This window comes from Streptomyces sp. JLBG701 (assembly GCF_058544905.1).
Genome location: NZ_CM178588.1, coordinates 8,774,444 through 8,797,237 on the forward strand (window position 1 = coordinate 8,774,444; position 22,794 = coordinate 8,797,237).

General features: G+C 69.7%; 19 protein-coding genes and 1 pseudogene. 3 read left to right on the forward strand and 17 right to left on the reverse strand.

Translation table 11 applies throughout. The annotated features are described in order from the left end of the window. Nucleotides 1-31: 31 nt before the first annotated feature. The 4 genes from AC5DRG_RS40355 to AC5DRG_RS40370 are packed head-to-tail and all read right to left on the reverse strand — an operon-like array spanning nt 32 to nt 4,012. Entirely contained in the window at nt 32-631 is a 600-nt protein-coding gene (locus AC5DRG_RS40355) for a GTP-binding protein (protein WP_491804809.1), read from the reverse strand. Next, a complete protein-coding gene (locus AC5DRG_RS40360; RefSeq protein ID WP_491804810.1) occupies nt 618-1,076 on the reverse strand; it encodes a DUF742 domain-containing protein in 459 nt (152 codons plus the stop codon). The genes AC5DRG_RS40355 and AC5DRG_RS40360 overlap by 14 nt, the downstream gene beginning before the upstream one ends. Before the next feature lie 36 nt (nt 1,077-1,112). After that, nucleotides 1,113-1,589: a roadblock/LC7 domain-containing protein gene (locus tag AC5DRG_RS40365; protein WP_491804811.1), complete on the reverse strand. Its 477-nt coding sequence runs from the start codon at nt 1,587-1,589 to the stop codon at nt 1,113-1,115. Continuing rightward, complete coding sequence (locus tag AC5DRG_RS40370) at nt 1,586-4,012, reverse strand: sensor histidine kinase (protein WP_491804812.1); 2,427 nt, start codon at nt 4,010-4,012, stop codon at nt 1,586-1,588. Before AC5DRG_RS40370 ends, AC5DRG_RS40365 begins: the two co-directional genes overlap by 4 nt. A 304-nt stretch (nt 4,013-4,316) precedes the next feature. Here AC5DRG_RS40370 and AC5DRG_RS40375 point away from each other — a divergent pair, with 304 nt between their 5' ends. Continuing rightward, nucleotides 4,317-5,276 carry an ABC transporter substrate-binding protein gene (locus AC5DRG_RS40375; RefSeq protein ID WP_491804813.1) on the forward strand — a complete coding sequence of 320 codons (960 nt, stop codon included), beginning with the start codon at nt 4,317-4,319 and terminating at the stop codon, nt 5,274-5,276. 59 nt (nt 5,277-5,335) lie between these two features. On the opposite strand, the gene AC5DRG_RS40380 is transcribed toward AC5DRG_RS40375, so the two are convergent. The 6 genes from AC5DRG_RS40380 to AC5DRG_RS40405 form a co-directional block, all read right to left on the reverse strand. After that, nucleotides 5,336-6,730 (reverse strand): glycoside hydrolase family 43 protein, encoded by a 1,395-nt coding sequence (locus AC5DRG_RS40380; RefSeq protein WP_491804814.1) that lies wholly within the window; start codon nt 6,728-6,730, stop codon nt 5,336-5,338. A 267-nt stretch (nt 6,731-6,997) separates the two neighbouring features. Continuing rightward, complete coding sequence (locus tag AC5DRG_RS40385; RefSeq protein WP_491804815.1) at nt 6,998-7,933, reverse strand: ROK family protein; 936 nt, start codon at nt 7,931-7,933, stop codon at nt 6,998-7,000. After that, nucleotides 7,930-9,600: a dipeptide ABC transporter ATP-binding protein gene (locus AC5DRG_RS40390; protein WP_491804816.1), complete on the reverse strand. Its 1,671-nt coding sequence runs from the start codon at nt 9,598-9,600 to the stop codon at nt 7,930-7,932. The genes AC5DRG_RS40385 and AC5DRG_RS40390 overlap by 4 nt, the downstream gene beginning before the upstream one ends. Next, entirely contained in the window at nt 9,597-10,445 is an 849-nt protein-coding gene (locus tag AC5DRG_RS40395; RefSeq protein ID WP_491813282.1) for an ABC transporter permease, read from the reverse strand. Before AC5DRG_RS40395 ends, AC5DRG_RS40390 begins: the two co-directional genes overlap by 4 nt. Nucleotides 10,446-10,471: 26 nt before the next feature. Continuing rightward, nucleotides 10,472-11,431 (reverse strand): ABC transporter permease, encoded by a 960-nt coding sequence (locus tag AC5DRG_RS40400; RefSeq protein ID WP_491804817.1) that lies wholly within the window; start codon nt 11,429-11,431, stop codon nt 10,472-10,474. Then, nucleotides 11,432-13,186: a peptide ABC transporter substrate-binding protein gene (locus AC5DRG_RS40405; protein WP_491804818.1), complete on the reverse strand. Its 1,755-nt coding sequence runs from the start codon at nt 13,184-13,186 to the stop codon at nt 11,432-11,434. It lies immediately after the preceding gene. Between the two features lie 187 nt (nt 13,187-13,373). Between AC5DRG_RS40405 and AC5DRG_RS40410 the strand changes: the two genes are divergently transcribed. Both AC5DRG_RS40410 and AC5DRG_RS40415 read left to right on the forward strand, forming a co-directional pair. Then, complete coding sequence (locus AC5DRG_RS40410) at nt 13,374-14,570, forward strand: ROK family transcriptional regulator (protein ID WP_491804819.1); 1,197 nt, start codon at nt 13,374-13,376, stop codon at nt 14,568-14,570. Between the two features lie 25 nt (nt 14,571-14,595). Further along, nucleotides 14,596-16,104 carry a M81 family metallopeptidase gene (locus tag AC5DRG_RS40415; RefSeq protein WP_491804820.1) on the forward strand — a complete coding sequence of 503 codons (1,509 nt, stop codon included), beginning with the start codon at nt 14,596-14,598 and terminating at the stop codon, nt 16,102-16,104. On the opposite strand, the gene AC5DRG_RS40420 is transcribed toward AC5DRG_RS40415, so the two are convergent. From AC5DRG_RS40420 to AC5DRG_RS40450, 7 genes and pseudogenes are all read right to left on the reverse strand, one after another. Beyond that, nucleotides 16,085-16,702, reverse strand: a complete 618-nt coding sequence (locus AC5DRG_RS40420; protein WP_491804821.1) for a GTP-binding protein — start codon at nt 16,700-16,702, stop codon at nt 16,085-16,087. The two genes, AC5DRG_RS40415 and AC5DRG_RS40420, sit on opposite strands and share 20 nt — an antisense overlap. Further along, nucleotides 16,689-17,048: a DUF742 domain-containing protein gene (locus AC5DRG_RS40425; RefSeq protein WP_491804822.1), complete on the reverse strand. Its 360-nt coding sequence runs from the start codon at nt 17,046-17,048 to the stop codon at nt 16,689-16,691. The genes AC5DRG_RS40420 and AC5DRG_RS40425 overlap by 14 nt, the downstream gene beginning before the upstream one ends. Nucleotide 17,049: 1 nt before the next feature. Continuing rightward, a complete protein-coding gene (locus AC5DRG_RS40430) occupies nt 17,050-17,481 on the reverse strand; it encodes a roadblock/LC7 domain-containing protein (RefSeq protein ID WP_491804823.1) in 432 nt (143 codons plus the stop codon). A gap of 11 nt (nt 17,482-17,492) precedes the next feature. Further along, nucleotides 17,493-20,009, reverse strand: coding sequence for a sensor histidine kinase (locus tag AC5DRG_RS40435; RefSeq protein ID WP_491804824.1), 2,517 nt, complete (start codon nt 20,007-20,009; stop codon nt 17,493-17,495). Nucleotides 20,010-20,066: 57 nt separating this feature from the next. Then, nucleotides 20,067-21,080: a substrate-binding domain-containing protein gene (locus AC5DRG_RS40440; RefSeq protein ID WP_491804825.1), complete on the reverse strand. Its 1,014-nt coding sequence runs from the start codon at nt 21,078-21,080 to the stop codon at nt 20,067-20,069. Nucleotides 21,081-21,316: 236 nt separating this feature from the next. After that, a complete protein-coding gene (locus tag AC5DRG_RS40445; RefSeq protein ID WP_491804826.1) occupies nt 21,317-22,162 on the reverse strand; it encodes an SAM-dependent methyltransferase in 846 nt (281 codons plus the stop codon). A 119-nt stretch (nt 22,163-22,281) separates the two neighbouring features. Beyond that, nucleotides 22,282-22,769: pseudogene (locus AC5DRG_RS40450) on the reverse strand (tellurite resistance TerB family protein). Nucleotides 22,770-22,794: the final 25 nt, after the last annotated feature.

Here is a 22,794-nt window from a genome sequence, read left to right on the forward strand (position 1 = left end):
GACTTCACCGGCCCCGCTCGCTTCTGCGCCGTCACCCCTCGGTGCGGGCCAGCGCCAGTTCCAGTACGACCAGCAGCGCGTCCCGCACCGATCCCCGCTCCCGCGCGTCGAACACGATGACGGGGACCCGGTCGGCCACGTCGAGCGCCCAGCGGACCTCGTCCAGGGTGTGCTCCACCTTGCCGTCGAAGGCGTTGAGGGCCACGGCGAACGGGATCTGCTTGTGCTCGAAGTAGTCGACGGCCGCGTAGCAGTCGTCCAGGCGGCGGGTGTCGACGATGACGAGCCCGCCGACCGCGCCCTCCACGATGTCGTCCCACATGAACCCGAACCGGTCCTGTCCGGGCGTCCCGAACAGATACAGCTTCAGCGTCGGGTCGATGGTGATGCACCCGAAGTCCATCGCGACCGTGGTCGTCGTCTTGCGCGGGGTGTGTGAGAGATCGTCCACGCCCGCCGCGACCTCGGTGATGGCCGCCTCGGTGGTCAGCGGCTCGATCTCGGAGATCGAACCCACGGCGGTGGTCTTGCCCACGCCGAATCCGCCCGCGATGACCATCTTCACCGGCAGCGGCGGACGTACGGCGGTCTGCGCGGCCGCGCCGCCGGTAGCCGGTTCAGTCGGAGTCACGGAGTACCCCCTGGGAGTTCGGGATGGCGCGGAGACCATCGATGACCCTGCGCAGGACGGAAGCGTCGTGCGTGACGTCGGTGTTCGGCACGTGCACCGTCAGGTGCCCGGCGGAGCGCAGGTCCTCGGCGAGGACCCGGACCACGTTGAGATGCAGCCGCAGCCGGGCCGCGAGCTCCGCGATGGACTGCGGCTGTCGGCAGGCGGCGACGATGTCGTGCTGTTCGAAAGAGAGCCGGTCCAGCGCGGCGAGCCCGGCGGCGGTGGCCACCACCTGGGTCTCGACGGGCATCGGCCGGCCGGCCGCGGCCGCGTTCGCGCCCGCCACCCGGCCGGCGGTGACCAGGAACGGCCGTACGGCGGAGGCCGGCCCTACGACCGGGTCGCGGCCCGGGAGCGTGACACCGTCCTCGCCGGCACCACGGGGAGTGCTGCCGTCCGCCATGGGTGTCGTCTTCCTCTCTGGACCGGCCGGGGCCGGTCACCCCTTCGACGCGGCGCCGACGCTGTTCTTCAGCTGGAGCACGAGCTGGGGATTGAGCGCGGCACCCGCGCGGTTGGCGAACAGCGTCATCTCGTAGGCGATGTTGCCGAGCTTGGCCTCCTTGTCGGTGACCACGCCGAGTACGGCGCCGCTGCCGATCGCGGAGACCAGGACATGGCCGCCCTCCAGGTCGATGATGACCTTGTTGAGGCCGCCGAGACCGTAGTTGCCGGAGGCTCCGGCGGCCAGGCTCGTGATGCCGGAGACGATCGCGGCGAGGCGTTCGGAGTCGGCGGGCTCACGCAGTTCCGAGACGGCGATGAGCAGTCCGTCCGAGGACACGGCGATGGCGTCGACGACACCGGCGGTCTCGGTCGCGAAACGGTTCAACAGCCAGGTGAAGTCAGCTGCGGCGGCCTGCAGTTCGGCCGGCGAGGTTCCCGTGGCCGGGGTGTCCCCTGTCGACGTGCTCACTGCTCCGCTCCTTCCGGGAGGTGGTTCTGGTCCTGCGCGTGGTGCTCGTTGTGCGGGTCGTGCAGGTTTTTCGGGATGGGCGTACTGCCGGTGTCGCTGTCGCGGTGCGCCCGCTCCACCGCGGCCTCGAACTCCTCCAGCGCGCTGCGTACGGCGTCGGCGTCGGCGGGGGCGGCCGGTTGCCGTACGGACGGGGCCGCCTCGGCGGTCGTACGGAGGGTCGCGCCCCGCACCCGGCGGCGCAGCGGGCGTGCCTCGCCGGCCGGCTCGTCGGGCAGCGGTGTCTCGGTGCGGGCCTTGGGGATGAGCGGGGCCTTCTCGTCGGACGTGGTGGCCTCCCGGCGCGGAACCCTGCGGGGCAGCGGGCCGGCCTCGGCGTCCTTCGCCGGTACGGCGTCCACCTGGACGGCGGACGGCGGCAGCGGCCCGGAGACGGCGGCCGGCTTGGTTTCCTCGACCACCGCCGGTGCGCTCACCGGGCTCATCGTCAGCAGCAGCGAGGACGGGACGGTCACCCGGGCCGTCACACCGCCGCCCTGCGTACGGGACAGCTCGACGCCGACCTCCCAGCGCCGGGCGAGCGCGCCGACCACGAAAAGGCCGAGGACCTTCGTCGGCACGAGGTCGAGCCGCTCACGGCGGATCAGACGGGCGTTCTCCTCGTCGATGCGCTCGGCGCTCATGCCCAGGCCGTGGTCGGCGACCTCGATCAGCGCACCAGCCCCTCCTTCGCCGCGCGATCTCCGTACCGTCACCTCGACCGGACTGCCCTCCGGCGAGAACGCCACCGCGTTCTCCAGGAGTTCGGCGACCATCAGTGTGAGGTCGCCGATGATGTCGGGCTCGACCATGACCTCGGTCTCGGCGTACAGCTGGACCCGCTGGAAGCCCTCGATCTGGCCGAGTGCGGCACGTACCACGTTGGTGAGGGCGGTCGGGCCGGAGTCCAGGACCGTCTCGCGGATGCCGGCGAGCAGCATCAGGCTGTCCGCGTTGCGGCGCAGGCGGACCGCGATGTGGTCGATGGAGTAGAGGCGTTCGAGGAGTGCCGGGTCGGTCTCGCCGCGCTCCACCGCGTCGATCAGCGCCAGTTGGCGGGCGGTGAGGTTGCTGACCCGGCGGCCGACGTTGCCGAACATCTCGGCGACGTTGCGACGGCTGAGCACCTGGCGGGCCAGGATGGCGGCCGCGGTGGACTGCACCCGGTTGAAGGCGTCGGCGAGTTCACCGATCTCGTCACGGACGAGAACAGGCACCTCGCGCAGCCGCGGCGGGGAGGCGTCCTCGGCGTCGTCGTCGGCGACGCGCGCCAGCTCACGGCTGGTGATGTCGAAGACCTCCTGCGCGGCGCCGGTGAGCGCCTGCACCGGGCGGACCACCGAGCGGCGGACGGCCACGGAGAACAGGACCCAGAGGGCCAGGCCGACCAGGGTGAGGTTCAGCAGCAGACCGGCGCGCCACGCGGCGTCGCTGGAGGCGGCGTCGGCGCGGTCGGCGATCTGGTCGATCAGGGAGGAGGTGATCTTCAGCCGGACCTGGGACTGCGCGCGGTACTGCGGGTAGGAGTCGAGGGCCGCGGTGAACGCCTTGCGCAGCTCGCTCGGCGACTTGGCCTGGAGCGCGGCGGGGTCGATCTGGAGTTCCGCGTACTGCTGGAGGATGGTGGCCTGCGCGGAGCCGTGCTCGAAGCCGCCGAGCTCGTTCGCCTGGTCCTCGGTCGCGAACCGGGCGAAGCGGTCGGCCTGTTGGTTGTACAGCTCGTGGGAGCCGACCGCGCCGACGAACTCGATGAGCGCGTTGGTGTCACCGGTCGTCGCCGAGAAGACACCCGTCTCGAAGGAGGCGTGGGCGGCGTCGGCGCGCAGCAGGGAGTCCAGCAGGTTGCCGGTGAAGGTGGCCGCGAAGGCCACGTTGCGGTCGAGGTCGAGGCCGTCGATCAGACCCTTGGCGGCGCTGGTGTAGGCCGGGTCGATGTTGTCGGCCGGCATATAGCTCGTCTCGACCGAGTCGCGCAGGCTGCTCAGGCCGTTGACCTCGCGGAGGGCCTGCGCCTCCGTGTCCGGCAGCCGGTCGCCGAAGGTGTCGACAACCTTGTCGACCTGCGCGGTCACGGCGGCCTGCGCCTCGCGGTACGGCGTGATCGAGGGGCGGTTGCCGAAGGTCGCCGACTCGAACCGCACCGACAGCAGGACGGCCTGCTGGTGCTCCAGCTCCAGCGCGTCGACGAGCTGGGCGACCTGCACGCTGTCCCGCACCAGGCGGGCCGCGTCCTCGGCCTCGCTCGACTGGTCCACCTGGTCGGCGATGAGGTAGGTGAGCAGGACGGCGACCACGGCGAGCGGTACGCCCACGAGGACGTTCAACTTGCGCCTGAAGGGCCAGCGGTCGGCGAAGCGTCGTAGGCGCACTCCGAACGGGGACACCGGTCCTCCTTACATGGGCTGTCTCAGTCTGGTGTGCGAAAACACCCGCGTGGCTCGCGCACGCCACTGTGACCGACGCCAACTCCGGCGAGACTATCGCTTCTTTCCGGCGCTGATCATGTCACCCCAAGTCAAGAATCCATTACAAAGCGCCTGCGTTTCGGAAGCAGGTCGTCCGTGATTTCTTCACAACCGGTCGTGTATTGAAGCCAATCGGTGATCGGACCGCTCTTGACCGACCGAGAAGCGGCTGGATTGGATCAGTGGAGTACCTCCTTCAACATCTCAGCCCGGAACGGGAATTGTGACTTCTACAGCGAGAAACAGCTGGTCAGGCACGAAGAACCCTGGTGCGGCGGTCGTCGCGCTCGCCGCTGTGGCGGCGCTGGTCGCGGGGTGTGGCTCCTCCGACGACGCGTCCGACGACCCGCTCGCGGGAGACAAGGCCAGTGGCGGTACTGTCGTCGTCGGGTCGAACAACTTCCCCGAGAGCATTCTGATCGCCGACGTCTACGGTGAAGCACTGAAGGCGAAGGGGATCAAGGTCACTTACAAGCCGAACATCGGCAGCCGTGAGACGACCTACGGTCTGCTCAAGAACGGCTCCATCACCGTGCTGCCCGAGTACAACGGCGCACTGCTGGCCTACCTGGACCCGAAGGCGACCCCGACGACGCTGGCCGCCACCACGGCCGCGATCAACGCCAAGCTCGACGCCGAGCTGACGCTCCTGGAGCCGGCGGCCGCGGAGGACAAGGACTCCATCACCCTCAACGCGGAGACCGCCAAGAAGTACGACCTCACCGCCGAGAACAGCATCGCCGACCTCAAGGACATCGCCGGCGAGATGGTCATCGGCGGCTCGCCGGAGTTCCAGACCCGACAGCAGGGCCTGGTCGGCCTGAAGTCGGTGTACGACGTGGAGTTCAAGGAGTTCAAGGCCCTCGACGCGGGCGGCACGCTGACCCAGGCGGCGCTGAACAAGAACACCGTGCAGGCCGCGGACATCTTCACCACGGACCCGACCATCACCAAGGAGGGTTACGTCGTCCTCAAGGACCCGAAGAACCTCTTCGCCCTGGAGAACGTGACCCCGCTGGCCTACAAGTCGGGCCTCTCCCAGGAGGGTGTAGACGCCCTCAACGCGGTCTCCGCCAAGCTGACCACGGCGGCCCTGCTGGACATGGACGCCCAGGTCGGCCTCGACAACAAGGACCCGCTGGACGTGGCCAAGGCCTGGCTGAAGTCGGTGGGCCTGGGCTGACCGAACCGGCAGACCGACGCGGGTGCTCCCGGTGGGGGCACCCGCGTTGTGTTCAACGCTCAGTAGCCGACCCGGAAGGTGGCGTCCTGCTGCTCGGTGCTGGTGGAGATCGGATCAATCCGCAGCACATAGTTCGAGTGCCGGATGTACCGCGTCGGGTTGTTGTACGACCGGAACGACGACCACGACGAGTCCGCGAGCCCCGCCGATCGATAGAACGTCGCGTCACCGGCGAACGTCGACGTGCCGTCATTGACGTCGAGTTGCAGCGCGTAGTTGTAGTGCCGCAGGTACCGCGTGGGGTAGTTCACCGACTGGAAGGACACCCCGGAACTGTCGGCGAGCCCCGGCACCAGCTTCCACAGCGTGTCCAGGTACGGGTCGATCGGATACGCGTCGATACGGCCCACATAGTTGCTGTGGCGGACGTAACGCCCCGGATAGTTGTAGGACTTGAGCCGGTTCCAGGTCGGTGTGCCCCACTTGGTGAGCAGGTTGTTGTACTCGGCCGTGGTGATCGTCTCGATGCCGCAGTGCTTGGAGTTGACCGGCTGGGTGTAGGTCTTCTGGTCCAGCGCGGTCCACGTGCCGGCGGCGAGATCGGTGGACTGCCAGGCGTAGAAGACACCGTTGGGGGTGTACGTGTCGCCCCACAGGTACCACGTGTTCGACGTCAGTGACTTCACGAGGGTCGGCGCCTCTGTGCCGCCCTGGGCGACACCGGTGTTGAACACGGTGAAGCTGCCCGGGTCGAGGGTGGTGGAGCGCGCGCCCACCAGCGTCTGGTCCTTCTTGAAGTAGAGGTAGTTGTAGCCGTTGACGCCGACGGCCATGTCGCCGTCGATGACGTCGTAGCCGGGGTCGAAGAAGACCTGCGGGTCCGATGCGGTGACGAAGTCGCTGGTGTAGTTCACCATGATCACGTTGTGGCCACTGGAGTTGACCGAGGAGTAGATGACCGCGTACTGGCCCCGGCCCGCGTCCCAGAACGCCTCGGGGGCCCAGCTGTGGGTGGTCATGTCGTGCAGCTTCAGCCTGCGGTAGCCGGTGAAGGTGCGCAGGTCGGTGGAGTCCCAGACGTGGATGTACTGGCTGTTGTAACTCCAGTCGGTGCCCTTGAGGTCGGTGGCGATCACGACGAACGTGCCGTCCTGCTTCCGCATCAGGAACGGGTCGCGCAGACCGAGGGCACCGGCGGTGGGCGTGACGACGGGGTTGTTCTGGTTCAGCGGCGTCCAGTTGAGCGAGTCCGTGCTGACGGCGAGGTGGAGGCCGTAGTCGGTGCCGTCGCCGAGGCTGGTCGACTCGGTGAAGTAGCACATCACATACGCCGAGTCGGCGGCGTGCGCGGTACCGGCGCCGAGTGTGAGCGCGCCGGTCGCGGCCAGGGGGACGGTTGCGGCCATGCCGAGGAACAGGCGGCGGGAGGGGCCGGGGAGGGATCTTGCGCTCATGTGCGGGCTCCAGGGGGCGGGTGACGTACGTGCGGGGAGTGTGGGGAGGCCTCGTTCGTTCGGGGTTTCGAACGAGGTTCGGCAAGCCGATCAGAAGTTAGGAGTGTGCCGCGTACGCGTCAATCACGGTGTCGGTCTTGGCTGGATCTCGTCGTTCGCCGCGGGCCGGTGGGGGCTGGTCACGCCCCGCGGCGGAGCCGCAAATCGACACAGCCCCGCGCCCCTTGCGGGGCGCTGCACCTCACCGGGATGGACAAGTTCACCCGCTCACGACACCCCTGCTGCCACCCGGAGTTCCGTCCACACCCGGGCCGCCGCCCCCAGCGTCACCGCGTCGTCGCCCAGACCGGCCGGCAGGATGCGCAACGGGTGTCCGCTGACCGGGGGTTCGGCGGCGAGGGTCGCGTCGATCGACGGCTCCAGCAGCGCCCATGCCCGGCTGACGCCCCCGCCGATCACGAACGTCGTGACGTCCAGCAGGCCCGCCGTGACCAGGATCGCGCGGGCTACTGCCGCGCCCGCCGTCTCGTACACGGCGAGGGCGTCCGGGTCACCCAGGGTCGCCGCCTCGGCGATGGCGCGGGCGGTCGACTCCCGCCCGGTGCGCTCCCGGTAGCGGGCGGCGATCGAGCGGCCCGACGCGAGGGTCTCCAGGTGGCCGCGGCCACCGCACGTGCACGGCAGGTCGCCGAAGCCGGGGACGTGCCCGATCTCGCCGGCCGCCCCGTGCGGGCCGTCGTAGAGGGCACCTTTCAGCCACAGTGCACCGCCGACTCCCGTCCCCAGGGTCATCCCCAGGACATGGTGCTCGCCGGCCGCCGCCCCCTTCGCGACCTCACCGCGCAGGAACGCGTTGACGTCGTTGTCCAGGAACGCCGGTACGCCGAGCGCCTCCTCGACCGTCGCCGTCACCGCGAAGCCCGCCCAGTCGCGGAACGAGTCGCTCGCCATGAGAATCCGCCCGGCCCGCGCGTCCACGAGACCGGCCGCGCCGATCCCGACGCCGAGCAGCCGCGCGGGCGTACGGTCGAGCAGCAGTCGTACGGCGTCCAGCGCGGCGTCGACCATGGCCGCCCCGCCCTCGGCCGCGGGGGTGGGCACCTCCAGGCGGTCGAGGACTTCGAGCCCGTCCGCGCACAGCACGGCCTGGGTGGTCGTCCCGCCGATGTCGACGCCGGCGACCACCTCGGGGGAGCGCGTCACGCGGTCGCCCCCGCTCCGCCGGTCAACACCGAGCGCTCCAGGCGCCGTTGCCGCTGCACCACCGGATCCGGCACCGGCACGGCCGCGATGAGCCGTCGCGTGTACTCCGTCTGCGGACGCATGAGGGTCGCAATGGTCGGCCCCTGCTCCTCCACCCGCCCCGCCCGCATCACGACGACCCGCCCCGCGAACTGCTGGACCACGGCCAGATCGTGCGAGACGAAGAGACACGCGAACCCGAGCTCGGCCTGCAACTCGGCGATGACCTCAAGCACGGTCTGCTGCACGCTCACGTCCAGCGCGCTCGTCGGCTCGTCCGCGACCAGCAGCCGCGGTTCCAGGACGAGGGCCCGGGCCAGACTCACCCGCTGCCGCTGCCCGCCGGACAGCTCACGAGGCCCCCGCCGTGCCAACTCCCTTGGCAGCCGCACCAGTTCAAGCACCTCCTCCACCCGCCCGCGCCGCTCGGCGGCCGTCATTCCCCGCCGGTGCACCCGCAACGGCTCCGCCACGCACTCCGCGACACTCATCCGGGCGTCAAGCGAGGCCACCGGATCCTGGAGCACCACACCCACCCCGGACAGCAGCGCCCGCCGCGCCCGCCCTCGCGTCCGGCCCAGGTCCGCGCCGAACAACGCCACCGAACCGGCGGACGGCGCCACCAGCCCGAGGGCGACCCGGGCAGCGGTCGACTTCCCGGACCCGGACTCACCGACCAGGCCCACGGTCTCCCCGGCCGCGACCGTGAGGGACACGTCCTGAAGGGCTCGTACGGTACGACGCCCCCGGCCGAAGTCGACGGAAACGTCCCGGAGTTGGACGACAGGGGCCCGCTCCTCGGCCACCGGGGGAGCGGCGTCGGCGACGACCGGTTCGGGTTCCGTGACGGCCAGGCGAGGCACCGCCGCCAGCAACTGCTTGGTGTACTCGTGCGTCGGCCGCAGCAGCACCTCCTCCACCGTCCCCGTCTCCACGACCTCCCCGCGCAGCATCACGGCGACCCGGTCCGCGAAGTCCGCCACGACACCCATGTTGTGCGTGACCAGCAGTACTCCGGTATCGAAGTCGGCCGCCAACGCCCGTAGCAGGTCGAGGATTTCGGCCTGCACGGTCACGTCGAGGGCCGTGGTCGGCTCGTCCGCGATGAGCAGACTCGGTGAGTTGGCGATCGCCATGGCGATGACGACCCGCTGCCGCTGCCCGCCGGACAACTGGAACGGGAACGCGGACGCCCGCCGCTCCGGCTCCGGAATGCCGACGCGGCGCAGGAGTTCGACCGCTTCGGCGGCAGCCTCCTTTGCGGAGACGGCCCGGTGATTCCGTACGACTTCCGCGATCTGCCTCCCGATCCGGGTCAGCGGGTCGAGGGCGGTCGCGGGCTCCTGGAAGACCATCGACACGGTACGGCCGCGCAGACGGACGAGTTCGGACTCGGGGGTGCCGATCACTTCCTTGCCGTCCACCGAACTACGCCCGGACGCACGGGCGTTGACCGGCAGCAGCCCCATCGCCGCCAGTGCCACCGTCGACTTCCCGGAACCGGACTCGCCGACGAGCGCGAGCGTTTCGCCCGGGCGGACGTGCAGCGACACGCCACGCACGGCGGGTACGTCGCCGGTCTCGGTCGAGAAGGTCACCCCGAGGTTCTCCATCTCCAGAATGTTCATCCGCGCCCCCTCACGTCGAAGGCGTCGCGCAGCCCGTCGCCGATCGCGTTGAACGCGCAGACGACGAGGATGATCGCGAGGCCCGGCGGAACGATCAGCCACCAGCGCCCGGAGTACGCCGCCGTCAACCCGGCCGACAGCATGCCGCCCCAGTCCGTCGACGGCGGCTGGACGCCCAGGCCGAGATACGACACGTACGCGACGAGCAGGATCGCGTCGGCGACCTGGAACGTCGCCGCGACCACGATGGTCGACACCGAGTTGGGCAGGATGTGCCGGGTGATCGCCCGGCCGTGGGTGCCGCCGATCGCGCGCAGGGTCAGCACGTAGTCCCGGCTCTTCAGCGTGAGCGTCTCCGCCCGCACCAGCCGCGACGGCACCAGCCAGGACACCAGCCCGAGGATGACGATCAGCCCGAGCGAGCCGGGCGTGGTGATCGCGGAGACGACGAGCAGGATGAACAGCGCGGGAATCGCGATCCCGGCGTCGACGACCCGCATCATCACGGCGTCCACCCACCCGCCCGCATACCCCGCGACCGCACCCCACAGCGTCCCGATCACGGTCGCGAGCAGCCCGGCCGCCAGCCCGACGAGCAACGACACCTTCCCGCCGTACATGAGCCGCCCGAGCTGATCATGCCCAACGGCATCGGTACCGAGCCAATGGGCCCCGCTGGGCGCCAGATTGACCTGGGTGAGATCGGTATGGGTCTGATCGGTGGAGTAGAGGAGCGGCCCGAGGAAACAGAACAGCAGGAAGAGGGTGATCACCAGGGCTCCGGCCACGGCGAGCTTGTTGCGCGCGAAGCGCGCTTTCAGGGGCGCGGGGAACTGCGCGACCAGCCCCCTCCGACCCGCACTTTGAACACTCACACCCGACCCCCCTTCACCCGAGGATCGACAACCCGCTGAACGACATCAGCGAGCAACGTCCCCACCACAGTCGCCACGGAGATGACAAGCACGCACCCGAGCAACACCGGATAGTCGGAAGACTGCGCGGCACTCCAGAACAGCAGCCCCATCCCGGGGTAGTTGAAGAGCTGCTCGACCACCAACGCCCCTCCGAACAGCACCGGCACGTAATACCCGAGCATCGCGATCACCGGCGTAAGGGAGTTCCGGAACACATGGCGCCACAGAATCGCGGCGGGCCGCGAACCGGCGGCGCGCGCCGTACGGACGTAGTCCTCGGAGAGGTTCTCCAGCGTCGAGGCCCGCATGTACCGGCTGAACACCGCGATCATCGACGCGGCCCCCGTGACGACCGGCAGGACAAGCGCGGCCGGGTCCGCGAACACCTGGGCCAACGTGTCCCCTTGGGGTGCCTGCGAGGGGAACCAGTGCAGGGTCTGGGTGAAGACCAGGACCAGGATCAGCCCGAGGAAGTACACCGGCGTCGAGTACGCGACGAAGCTCAGCGTGGTGATGACGTAGTCGGCCGGCTTGTTGCGCCGCACGGCCTGCCACATGCCGAGCGGGATCGCGAGCAGCAGCCCGACGAGCGCGGACAGGACCGTCAACACCAGGGTTTTCGGGAGGCGTTGCTCGATGAGCCGGGAAACGGCCTCGTTGAGCGTGTAGGACGTCCCGAGGTCGCCGTGGAGCAGGGTGCCCAGATAGTAGACGTACTGGACGGGCAGGGGGCGGTCCAGGCCCTGTTCGTGGTTGAAGGCGGCGATCTGCCCGGCCGTCGCCTGCGGGCCGAGGATCCCGCGTGCGGGACCCCCGGGCAGCGCGTGCAGCAGGCAGAACACCACGACCGTGACGATCAGGATCACGGCCAGGGCCTGGAGGACCCGCCGGGTGAGGTAGAGGAGGGTCTCCACTCAGCTGGTCCACTTCCACTGTGCCGGGTGGAAGTTGGCGAGCGAGTCCTGGGAGAAGCCGCCGAGGCCGTTCTTGACGACCGAGATCTGGTAGACGGGCTCAGGCAGCCAGATCACCGGCAGGTCCTTGGCGAGGGCCGTGCTGTAGCCCTGGATCGCCTCGGTCGAACTTGACGTCGTGGACTCGGAGATGAGCTTGTCGACCTCGGTGTTGGAGTAATTGCCGAAGTTCGAGCCGCCCTTGGACTGGAAGAGCGAGTCACCGGTCGGGAAGGCGTTGAAGTACCAGCTGCCTGCCGTGCCGAAGAAGGACAGCTGCCACTTGCAGATGGACTGGCCCGAGGTGCACTGCGGGGTTTGCGACAGCACCGAGTTGACGGGCGCCGTCTTGATGGAGAACTTGATGCCGGTCTTCGCGAGCGAGGACTGGATCGCGCTCATCATGTTGTCGGTCACGGTCGAGCCGGACTGCGACAGCACCTGCATCTCGAACTTCGTGCCCGTGGCGACGCCTTCACCGCACTGCGAGGCCCCGGAGCCCGCGTCCGTGCAGACCATGACGCCGTCCTGTTCGGTCCAACCATGGCCGGTCAGCAGCGACTTGGCGGCCGACGTCGAGAACGGATACGGGTTGTTCTCCTGCGTCGAGGAGACGAAGTCGGACTTCTGCGCCTGCGGGATCGGGCCGTAGCCGGGGACCGCCGTGCCGTTGAAGATGACCTTCGACAGACTCGTCTGGTCGATCGACCGCTGTACCGCCTGACGGGCGTACAGCTGCTTGAACACCGCGCCCATCGTGGGGTTGTTGAAGTTGTACGGCATGTAGGTGATCGCCCATCCGGACCACGGCTCGACCTTGTACCCCTGGGCCGTGAACTGGTCCTTCTGGTCGAGGTCGGTCGCCTCGATGTAGCCGTAGTCGACGCTGCCGGAACGCAGGGCGTTCTTCTCGGCGTCGGCGGTGGTGAAGGGGAGGAGGTTCACCGTGGGGATGTTCGCCTTCTCACCGCCGTCGTACTTCTTGTTGGCGGCCAGGACGACCTTGCCGGCGGTGGAGAAGGACTTGACCGAGTAGGGGCCGCTGATGGTCTTCCAGAGCGCGTTGCTCGCGTAGCCGGAGATGTTCTTCGCGGCGTCGTTGAGGTAGGTCCACGTCTTCTTGGCGTCACCGCCCTGGTCCCAGACGTGTTGCGGCAGCGGGTTGATGCTGCTCAGTTCGTTGGCCAGCATCCACTGCGGGTTGTAGGCCTTGTCGAACGTGATCGTGAAGTGGGTGTCGTCGACCGTCTTGAAGGAGGTCCAGTTGTCCGGCGCCTTACCGGGGTTGTAGCCCGCCCACTCGGCCTTGTTCGCCTTGATGAGGTCGAACCAGAACTTCACGTCGGCGGAGGTGATCGCCTTGCCGTCGCTCCAGTGCCGGTCGCCCAGGGTGATCGTCACGCTCTTGTTGTCGGCGGCGAAGTCGGCGGCCGTCGCGATCGAACCGGCCTTGTTCCAGGCGATCTTGCCGGTCGAGCCGTCGTACGCGATGAGCGGCTCCCACAGCGTGTTCGCGATCGAGTGGTTGTTGGTGTTGAGATGCGCCGCGGTGCCGATCGGCAGGAGCCAGTTCGGGGTGAAGTTGGCGGGCAGCGCGTAGTTGATCGAGTCGTGCGACGCGGACGAGGTATCGCTCGTCCCGGAGCAGCCCGCGAGCAGCAGCGTGCCCGCCAGGAGGGTGGCACCGGCAAGGAGCCTCGTGCGAGCAGGGGACATGGCTGGGCTCTCCTCAGGGGGACACGGGGGCGCAGGGGCTGATGAAGCCAGTAGAGGACCCGCGTGTTCGAAGAAACAGACGGGCCGCTGTAAAAAGCCTGTTTCTGCTGTTCTGAAGAAAGTCCAGGAGGTCCGTCCGGGCGTACGCTCATCGCCTCGAACCCCTGTGTCGGAAGTTACTTTGCCCATGGTTGAAAAAAGTCCGCCGCACCGGAGGGGAGCCACCGGCGTCTCCTCGCTCGCCGAGAGCGTCCTCGAACTCCTCGCCTCCGGACAGGCCAGCACCCGCACCGAGCTCGCCGAGCTGCTCGGCGCCGCACCCTCGACGATCTCGCTGACGGTCGGTCAGCTGGTCGGCCTGGGGCTGGTCGCCGAGCACGGGACGCGCTCCTCGGCGGGCGGGCGCCCGCGCAAGGTGCTGCGGCTGGGCGGCAGCGACGGGTTCGCGGTCGCGGCCGAGCTGGGCGGCCGGCACGCCCACGTGGGTGTCGTCCTGCCCGGCGGCGGGCTCACCGACGTATCGACCGTGCCGTTCGCCACGGCGGACGGGCCTCAGGCCGCGCTGCCGGGGCTGGCCGGGACGCTGGAGGCGCTCGCCGAGAAGCACGGCCGGGCGCTGCTGCGGGGCGTGGGCCTGTGTCTGCCGGGCCCGGTGGACGTCGACTCCGGCGTCGTCACGCTCCCGTCCCGGATGCCCGGTTGGAACCGCTTCCCCGTCCGGGCCTGGCTGGAGGACCGCTTCGGCGTCCCGGCGGCCATCGAGAACGACGCCAACTGCATGGCCGTCGGCGAACACACCGTCCAGCCCGCCGAGCGACGCCAGTCGATCATGGTGAAGACGGGCACCGCGATCGGCGCCGGCGTCATCGCCGACGGGCGGCTGTACCGGGGCGGCACCGGCGCCGCGGGCGAGATCACTCACGTCCGGGTCGAGGCAGCCCACGACACCCCCTGCTCCTGCGGCAACACCGGCTGCCTGGAGACCGTCGCCTCGGGCGCGGCGCTGGTGCGGATCCTGCGGGAACGGGGCCTGGACGTGACGTCCACCGAGGACGTCGTACGCCTCGCCACCGACGCCGATCCCGAGGCGACCCGCGCGGTCCGCCAGGCCGGCCGCTATCTCGGCCAGGTGCTGGCCGCGAACGTCAACTTCTTCAACCCCGACGCCGTGTACCTCGGCGGCATCCTCTCGACGCTCGAACCGTTCGTCGCCGCCGTGCGCAGCCAGTTGTACGAGGGCTGCCACCCGCTCGTCACCCGGCACCTGGCGATCGAGCGGGCCAGCCTCGGCGCCGACGCGGGGCTGGTCGGCGCGGGCCAGTTCGCGCTCCAGCGGGCCCTGTCGCACGCGCTGCACACGGTCACCGGCAACCACCACCACTGACGTCACCGCTTCCTGAGGAGGAGCCTTGTCGCAGCCCCGCCCCGTCATCGCGATCGCCGGACTCGGCATCGAGTCCTCGACCTTCTCCCCGGCCCGCACCGAGGCCCCCGCCTTCCACCCCCGGCGCGGGGCCGACGTCCTGACCCGCTACCCGTTCCTCGCCCCCGGAGCGCCGCTGCGGGAGGCCGCCGACTGGCGTGGCGCACTCGTCGGCAAGGCCCTGCCCGGCGGCACGGTGACGGCGACCGCGTTCGCCGACCTCTCCGGCGAACTCATCGACCGGCTGCGGCGGTTGGGCCGTATCGACGGATTCTGGTACGACATCCACGGCGCGATGACGGTCGAGGGTGTCGACGACGCCGAGGCACTTCTGCTGGCCAGGATCCGCGAGACCGTCGGCCCGGACGTGATCGTGTCGACCTCCATGGACCTGCACGGCAACGTCTCCCGCGAACTCGTCCATCTCACCGACCTGATCACCTGCTACCGCATGGCCCCGCACGAGGACGCCATGGAGACCAAGGAGCGGGCCGCCCGCAACCTCGTCGACCTCCTGGCCAGCGGCGCGCCCCGCCCGGTGAAGGCCTGGGTTCCGGTGCCGGTGCTGCTGGCCGGGGAGCAGACCTCGACCCGTATCGAACCCGCGAAGAGCGTGTACGCGGCCGTCGAGGAGGTCGAGGCGGTGGACGGGGTGACCGACGCGGCGATCTGGGTCGGGTACGCGTGGGCGGACGAGCCGCGCAACCGGGCCGCGGTCGTCGTCACCGGTGATTCGGAGGCGGCCGTCACCGCGGGCGCGGAGCGGCTGGCGCGCGGATTCTGGGCGGCGCGACGGGAGTTCGAGTTCGTCGCGCCGACGGGCACGCTGGAGGAGTGCCTCGACGAGGCGCTCGCATCATCCGCCCGCCCGTACTTCGTCAGCGACACCGGCGACAATCCGACGGCCGGGGGTGCCGGCGATGTCACCTGGGGGCTCCAACAGGTCCTGGACCGCCCGGAGTTCAAGGACCCCGACGGACCGACGGTGATCTACGCCTCCGTGCCCGGGCCGGCCGCCGTCGAGGCCGCCGAGAAAGCCGGCGTCGGGGCGACGGTCACCGTCACCGCGGGCGCCGAGGTGGACGACCGGCACTCCGGCCCGCTCACCATGACCGGCGTCGTCCACGCGATCCGCCACGGCGACCGGGACGCGGAGGTGGAGGTGGTGCTGCGGGTGGGGAGCGTGCACGTGATCCTCACGCGGCTGCGCAAGCCGTACCACCACGAACACGACTTCACCGACCTGGAGTTGGCCCCCCGCGAGGCCGACCTCGTCCTCGTGAAGATCGGCTATCTGGAGCCGGAGCTGTTCGCCATGGCCGCCGGCTGGAAGATGGCGCTGACCCCGGGCGGCGTCGACCAGGACCTGACCAGGCTCGGCCACCACCGCGTCCGGCGCCCGCTGTTCCCCTTCGACACGGAGATGCCCGAACCGGACCTCCGCGCCCGGGTGATCGCGCCCTCGGACGCTGCGCTCACCGGACCTGACGAGTGAGACGGCCGCTGCCGTCGGCCCGTACGGCGTCGGCGATCAACCGGTCGATCAGGGTGATCAGCACCTTCTTGGACGAGGCACGCTCACGCGCGTCGCACAGCAGCACCGGCACGTCGTCGGGAAGCGCCAGTGCCTCCCGTATCTCCTCGGGCGGGTACGGATGGTCCCCGTGGAAGCCGTTGACGCCGACGACGAACGGGATGCCCCGGCGCTCGAAGAAGTCGATGGCGCCGAAACTCGACTCCGGCCTGCGGACGTCGACCAGGACCACGGCTCCCAGGGCGCCGATCGACAGGTCGTTCCACATGAACCAGAACCGCTGCTGACCGGGCGTGCCGAAGAGATACAGCACGAGTTTCGGGCTGATCGTGATCCGGCCGAAGTCCAGGGCCACGGTCGTGGCCGTCTTCTCCTCGATGCCGGCCAGGTCGTCGATGCCGAGACCGGCGGCGGTCAGCGGTTCCTCGGTACGCAGCGGGGCGATCTCACTGACCGAGCCGACCAGAGTGGTCTTGCCGACGCCGAAGCCACCGGCGACGAGGATCTTGACGGTGTCGGGTGCCGTGACCGCGTGAGCGGTGCTGTCAGAGCCGGCCAAGGCCGTCCCTCACTTTCTGCAGCAGGTCCAGGTCCGGGGACGTAGGGGAGACGGGATGCGGCGGACGAGCCGTGATCCGCCCCGCCTCCAACAGGTCGCAGAGCATGATGACCACCACGCTCACCGGCAGATCGAGATGGGCGGCGACCTCCGCGACGGCGACCGGCTCGGCGCACAGCCGCAGGATCCGGGTGTGCTCGGGCTGCGGACGGGCCCCCCACTCGGGCGGCGGGTCCACCGCGGTCACCGTCGTGATGAGCGTGAAGTCGGCGCGGCTGGGCCGGGTCCGTCCCCCGGTCAGCGTGAACGGCCGTACGAGACGGCCCGCCGCGTCGCCTCCGCTCACCTCACGCGCCGTTGTCGGCCACGCCGCCGACGTTGGCCCGCGGCGCCGCGCTGAGATGCTCGCCGATCTTCTTCACCAGCATGTTCATCTGGTACGCCACCACACCCACGTCCGCGCCGGGTCCCGTCAGGACGACCAGGTGGGCGCCCGGTCCCGCCGAAGTGAGGACCAGGTAGCTGTTGGCCATCTCGATCAGCGCCTGGCGCACCGGGCCGCCGCGGAAGTCCATGCTGACGCCCTTGCTCAGGCTCATCAGACCGGACGCGGTGGCCGCCAGCCGTTCGGCGTCGTCGCGCAGGAATCCGGTGGACTTGCTGACCACCAGGCCGTCCTCGGAGAGTACGACGGCCTGGTTCACGTCGGCGACCCGCTCCACGAGTCCGGTCAGCAGTTGGTCCAGCTGGGTGTGCGTGGCGGGTATGGGGCGTGTCATGGCGGTGTCCTTCACGAGCGGTCGGCGGGCGAGGTCGGGGCTGGGGCGGGAGGTGAGGCCTCGGGTGCGGTCCGATCTCCGGTCTGGGCTGTGGCCGGGGCTGTGGCCTGAGGTGCGGTCGCCTCCTCCTGTTCGTACTGCGCCTGAGCCTCTTCGTCACGCGCCTGGAGCGTGCCGCGCTGGAATCCGGCTAGGGAGGACGCGGCGATCTCCGCCGTGAAGTCGCGGAGTTCCTCGTCGTCCTCGGCGGCGGACGCTGCCTCCTCGCGCAGCTCGGCGGGCAGGCTGGTCTGCGGCACGCGGCGCGGCAGCGGGACGGCTCCGTTCCGACGGGAGGGGAGAGCGGGGGCGGGGGTGGCGGGGGCCGCGGTGACGGGGCGGGGCTCCCGGGCCGGCTGTACGGCCTCGTCCTCGACCTCCGTCGTGGTGTCGTCCTCTTTCCCGAGCGCCTCTTTCCCGAGTTCGGCCACAGCCGCGACGCCGGACCGCTTGCCCGGCGGGGTCACGGCCCCGGCCTCGTCCGCGTGCCCGGCCTCCGTGCCGCCCTCGGCGTCCTTCGCGTCCTCGCCGCCTGAGCCGTCCGGCACCACGATGTCGTGCGGGATCAGCACGATCGCCGTGGTCCCGCCGTACGGCGACGGGCGCAGGGTGACCGCGATGCCGTGCCGGGTGGCGAGCCGGGCGATCACGAACATGCCGAGCCGGAGGTCGTCGGCCAGCGCCACCACGTCGAACTGCGGCGCCTGGGCCAACTGGGCGTTCATCGAGGCGTAGTCGTCCTCCGACATGCCGATGCCCCGGTCCTCGACCTCCACGACCAGGCCCTTGGCCACCATCCCGGCCCGCACCCCGACCGGGCTGGGCGCCGGCGAGTACACGGTCGCGTTGTCGATGAGCTCGGCCAGCAGATGGATCACGTCGGCGACCGCGGGCGGGGCCAGACAGACCTCCTCCTCGGTGTGCACCTCGACCCGCTGGTACTCGGCGACCTCACCGACGGCGCTGCGCAGGATGTCGATCAGCGCGACCGGCTCGGTCCAGCTGCGCCGGGGCTGCTCGCCGCTGATGATGACGAGGTTCTCCTCGTAGCGGCGCAACTGGCTTGCCGTCGAGTCCAGTTCGTACAGGCCCCTCAGCACCTCGGGGTCGGTGTGCCGGCGCTCCAGCGAGTCGAGCTTGCTGAGCTGGAGGTTGACCAGGTTCTGGCTCTGCCGGGCGATGCCCAGGATCACCTTCTGGAAACCGCGCCGGGTGTCGGCGAGTTCGACCGCGGTGTGTACGGCGGTGTACTGCGCGATGTTGAACGCCTTGGCCACCTGGCCGAGTTCGTCGCTGCCGTAGTCCAGCGGCGGGGTCGCCTCGTCGACGTCGATCTTCTCGCCCCGGTCCAGCCGTTCGACCACGTCGGGCAGCCGCTCCTGGGCCAGGCTCAGCGTGGCGATCCTCAGGCCGCGCAGCCGCCGGGACAGCGAACGGGTGATCCGCCAGGACATGCCGACGCACAGCAGCAGGGCGACCAGTCCGCCGGCGCTCAGGGAGGCGGCCTTCAGCAGCAGCTGGTCGGCCCGCTCGGCGCTGCGGTCAAGGAGCGCGGACGTCTGCACCTGGATCAGGGCCGAGTAGTCCTCGGATACGTTGATGAGCGCCGCGCGCCACTGCTTCTGCACGTTCGGCAGCGCGATCTTCCGGCCGTTGCCGTTGCCGTTGCCGTTGCCGTTGTCCGCCGCCGCCCGTGCCGCGAGCACCTGGTCCTCGACCGTCTCCAGGGTCTGCCACTGGGAGCTCTGCAGGATCCGCTCGGTCTGCGTCTTCGCGCTCCCCGTGAGCGAGGGGACGATCTGGTCCTCCACCAGCCAGCGGCGGGTGTTCACCAACTGGGCGAACTCGGCCCAGGTCTGCTCGTCCATGGCCCCGGACGGACCCGCCAGGGTGAGCAGCGTGTCCTCCTCGGAGACCAGCTCGGCCCCGTGCTCGATGGCGACCAGCGGACCGGCCTGCGAGGTGAGGTCGCCGTCGTCGACCTGGGAGATCTCCTGGAAGGCGTGGACCTGGTCGTCGATGATCGACGTGTACTGGTCCAGCGCCTGCCCGGGAGTGATGTCGGTGGGGTCGTCGACCTGCCCGCGGTAGTACTCCAGGCTGCCCACCGAGGCGACGATCGAGTACAGCCGGTCCTTGATGCGGGAGGGCGCATGCTGGATGGCGTCGGAGTTGCCGACCAGCTTGGCGACCGCCGCGTCCGTCTTCTTCCGTGCGGTGTCCAGTGCGGCCCGGGAGCCGTTGGGTGTGGCCAGCCACACCGCCGACAGACTGCGCTCCTGCTGGAGCGCGAGCGTCGCGTCGGTGCCCATGGCACCGGTCGACCGGCTCAACTCGGTCTGCGTCCGCAGCCGTAGCCCCTCCGAGAACATCTGCACGGTCGTCACGCCCCACATGGCGGCGAGCGTGACGCTGGGAACCAGCGCGAGGAGGATCAGGGAGAGACGAATGGAGCCGAGACGGCGCCGGGCACCTGTCCGTGGAGACATCGTGGTCCTAGGGCGATCAGCGGGGGTGACGGTCGTGGGTCAACTGGATCGACGGGGTCAACGTGTTCCGTTAGCGGCGAACTTCGCGACCGCGGCGACGTTCGTCTTGGTGACGAACGCCGGGCCGGTGAGCACGGGAGCCGAGCCGCCGCCGCTGAGGTTGCCGTTGGTCTTGTAGAGCCAGAGCGAGTCCACGGCGAGATAGCCCTGCAGGTAAGGCTGTTGGTCCACCGCGAACTGTACGTTCCCGTTCTGCACGGCCTTCACCAGGTCCTGGTTCAGGTCGAAGGTGGCGACATGGGTCTTGCCGCCCGCCTTGTCCACCGACTGCACGGCCGCCAGCGCGTACTGGGCGCCCAGCGTGACGATTTCGTCGATGCTCGGGTCCTGCTGGAGCTTGGCCGCGATGGCGCCCGTGAAGGTGTCCATGTCGGTGCCGTCGACGTAGAGGATCTCGGTCTGACCGCCGAATGTCTTCTTCACGCCCGCGCAGCGCGCCTCCAGAGCGATGTTGCCCTGTTCGTGGATGACGCACAACGCGTGCTTGGCCTTGAGATCGTTCAGCTTGTCGCCGACGGCGCGGCCCGCGACGCTCTCGTCCTGGCCGAAGAACTCCATCACCCCGGCCGACTGCCAGGCGTCGATACCGGAGTTGAGGCCGACCACCGGGATGTCCGCGGCCTTCGCCTCGGCGATCGGGCCCTGCATCGCCTGGGGCTTGGCCAGGGTGACCGCGATGCCGTCGACGCCGTCGCGGACCGCGTCCCGGACCAGCTCCGCCTGTCCGGCCGCGTCGGCGTCACTTGCGTACGTCAGGTCGATGTCGTCCTTGGCGGCGGCGGCCTCGGCGCCCTTCCGCACCAACTCCCAGAAGGCGTCGCCCTCGCCGCCGTGGGTGACCATCGCGACCTTGAGGCGGACGCCGCTCGCCTTGCCCGCCGCGTCCGCGGCGGAGCCGTCCTCCGAGCCGCCGGAACCGGAACATCCGGCCAGCAGCAGACAGACGGCGACACCAAGGACCGTACGACGGAGCGATCTTGGGGACATGTGAGGTGGGGGAAGGGTGATCATGAGGGTGCGGCACCTCGCTGTGCGGCCGAGCCGGGGGACGGGGAGAGCGATCCGGAGCCGCACGTCGTGCGCCGTCCGGTTGACTCCGCTGGCGGGAGCCAATCGCGTGTGACCGCCGGTAGTCAAGTGAACAACCACGTGTGGTGAGTTCTCGGTGCCGCATCGTGATGTGCCGTGCCCGTTTGCGTGGCTTTTCCCTTCCGGTTGGCGGGCGCTCTCTTCCGTTCGCGCACGTCCTACGGCCTGCGCGCCACCGCCCCGTACATCGCGATGTCCTCGTCCCGGATCGGCCCGGTGACGGACCCGCCGGCGGACGCGGTGTCCGGGCTGTCGGGATGCCACTTGTGGACCTGGACGATTCCGGGCTCGACGAGTTCGAGGCCGGTGAAGAACTCCTCCGCCTCCTCATACGTCCGCAGCCGCATCGGCATGTCACGGGCCGCGTACTCGCGGGCGACGCGGCCGACCTCCTGCGGGGCGAACTCGGCGGTGCCGATGGACATCGCGAGGTAACTGCCCGAGGGGAGCGGCTCAAGGAGGCGGCGGACGATACCCACCGCGTCGGCCTCGTCCAGGACGAAGTGCACGATCGCGATCACGGTGAGGGCGACCGGCCGGGTGAGGTCGAGGGTCGCCCGGAACTCGGGTGAGGCGAGGATGCCCGCCGGGTCGAGCATGTCCGCCTCGACGTACGCCGTGCGGCCCTCGGGCGTGCTGGTCAGCAGATCCCGGGAGAGGGCAAGGACGAGCGGGTCGTTGTCGACGTAGACGACCCGCGCGTCGGGGGCCGCCGCCTGGGCGATCTCGTGGATGTTCGGCGAGGTGGGCATGCCGCTGCCGATGTCGAGGAACTGGCGTATCCCGGCCTCCTGGGCCAGCCAGCGCACCGCGCGGTTCATCCAGTCGCGGTTGGCCCGCATGTGGATCGGCAGGGCGGGCCACTCCCGGGACATGGCGTCGCCCGCCTCCTTGTCCGCGGGGTAGTAGTCGTTGCCGCCCAGGATGTAGTCGTAGATCCGGGCGGAGTGGGCGGTCTCGGTGTCGATGCCGGTGATGTCACTCGGGCGTTCGCTGGCGGGCAATGCGGCTCTCCTGTCGCGGAGTGGGCAAGTGTGGGTCTTCAACTTCCCAGTTCTTGACCGCAGTTGACCGGTGATGCGGGATTTTCCGCGCTCCGAGATCGAAGCTCGGAGATCGAACCTCAGAGGTCGAACTCGTGCGGCGGCAGGTCGAGGGTGAAGCAGGCCTCGCGGACCACGGCCTGCTCGGTCTTGTCGAAGTCGCCGTCGGCGCCGCCGATGACGATGCCGATCTGGATGACGGCCCGTGCCTCGGCGGGCTTCTTCTTCGCCTTGGCGACCTCCTGCAACACGCTCACCTTGCCGAACGCGAAGTCGGTGGTCAGCTTGTTCAGGTTCTCGTCGAAGCGCCGCTGCAGATCCATGGCGTCGAAGTTCTGCAGCACCTCGTTGGTGGCGATCAGCTGGGCGACGCGCTGCCGCTCGGAGGGGTCGATGGTCCCTCCCCCACTGCCTAAAGGGCGTGGGAGGTACCCCCAGCGGCCGCGACCAGCGCGCACATCGCCATGCTCGCGTCCCGGAAGGCGCCGCTCTTGAGGTCGTTCTTCTTCGCCACGAGCTGGGTCTGCATAGTCGTCGCGGATTCCCGGATGCGGTCCCAGAGGGCCATGAGAACTCCATGTGTTCGTCGTCGG

What these genes read in the sequence shown, in the direction of transcription:
- AC5DRG_RS40360 (WP_491804810.1), bottom strand. Translation starts at nt 1,076, where the DNA reads ATGGCGGACGGCAGCACTCCCCGTGGTGCCGGCGAGGACGGTGTCACG.
- AC5DRG_RS40380 (WP_491804814.1), bottom strand. Translation starts at nt 6,730, where the DNA reads ATGAGCGCAAGATCCCTCCCCGGCCCCTCCCGCCGCCTGTTCCTCGGC.
- AC5DRG_RS40390 (WP_491804816.1), bottom strand. Translation starts at nt 9,600, where the DNA reads ATGAACATTCTGGAGATGGAGAACCTCGGGGTGACCTTCTCGACCGAG.
- AC5DRG_RS40405 (WP_491804818.1), bottom strand. Translation starts at nt 13,186, where the DNA reads ATGTCCCCTGCTCGCACGAGGCTCCTTGCCGGTGCCACCCTCCTGGCG.
- AC5DRG_RS40410 (WP_491804819.1), top strand. Translation starts at nt 13,374, where the DNA reads ATGGTTGAAAAAAGTCCGCCGCACCGGAGGGGAGCCACCGGCGTCTCC.
- AC5DRG_RS40430 (WP_491804823.1), bottom strand. Translation starts at nt 17,481, where the DNA reads ATGACACGCCCCATACCCGCCACGCACACCCAGCTGGACCAACTGCTG.
- AC5DRG_RS40435 (WP_491804824.1), bottom strand. Translation starts at nt 20,009, where the DNA reads ATGTCTCCACGGACAGGTGCCCGGCGCCGTCTCGGCTCCATTCGTCTC.
- AC5DRG_RS40440 (WP_491804825.1), bottom strand. Translation starts at nt 21,080, where the DNA reads ATGATCACCCTTCCCCCACCTCACATGTCCCCAAGATCGCTCCGTCGT.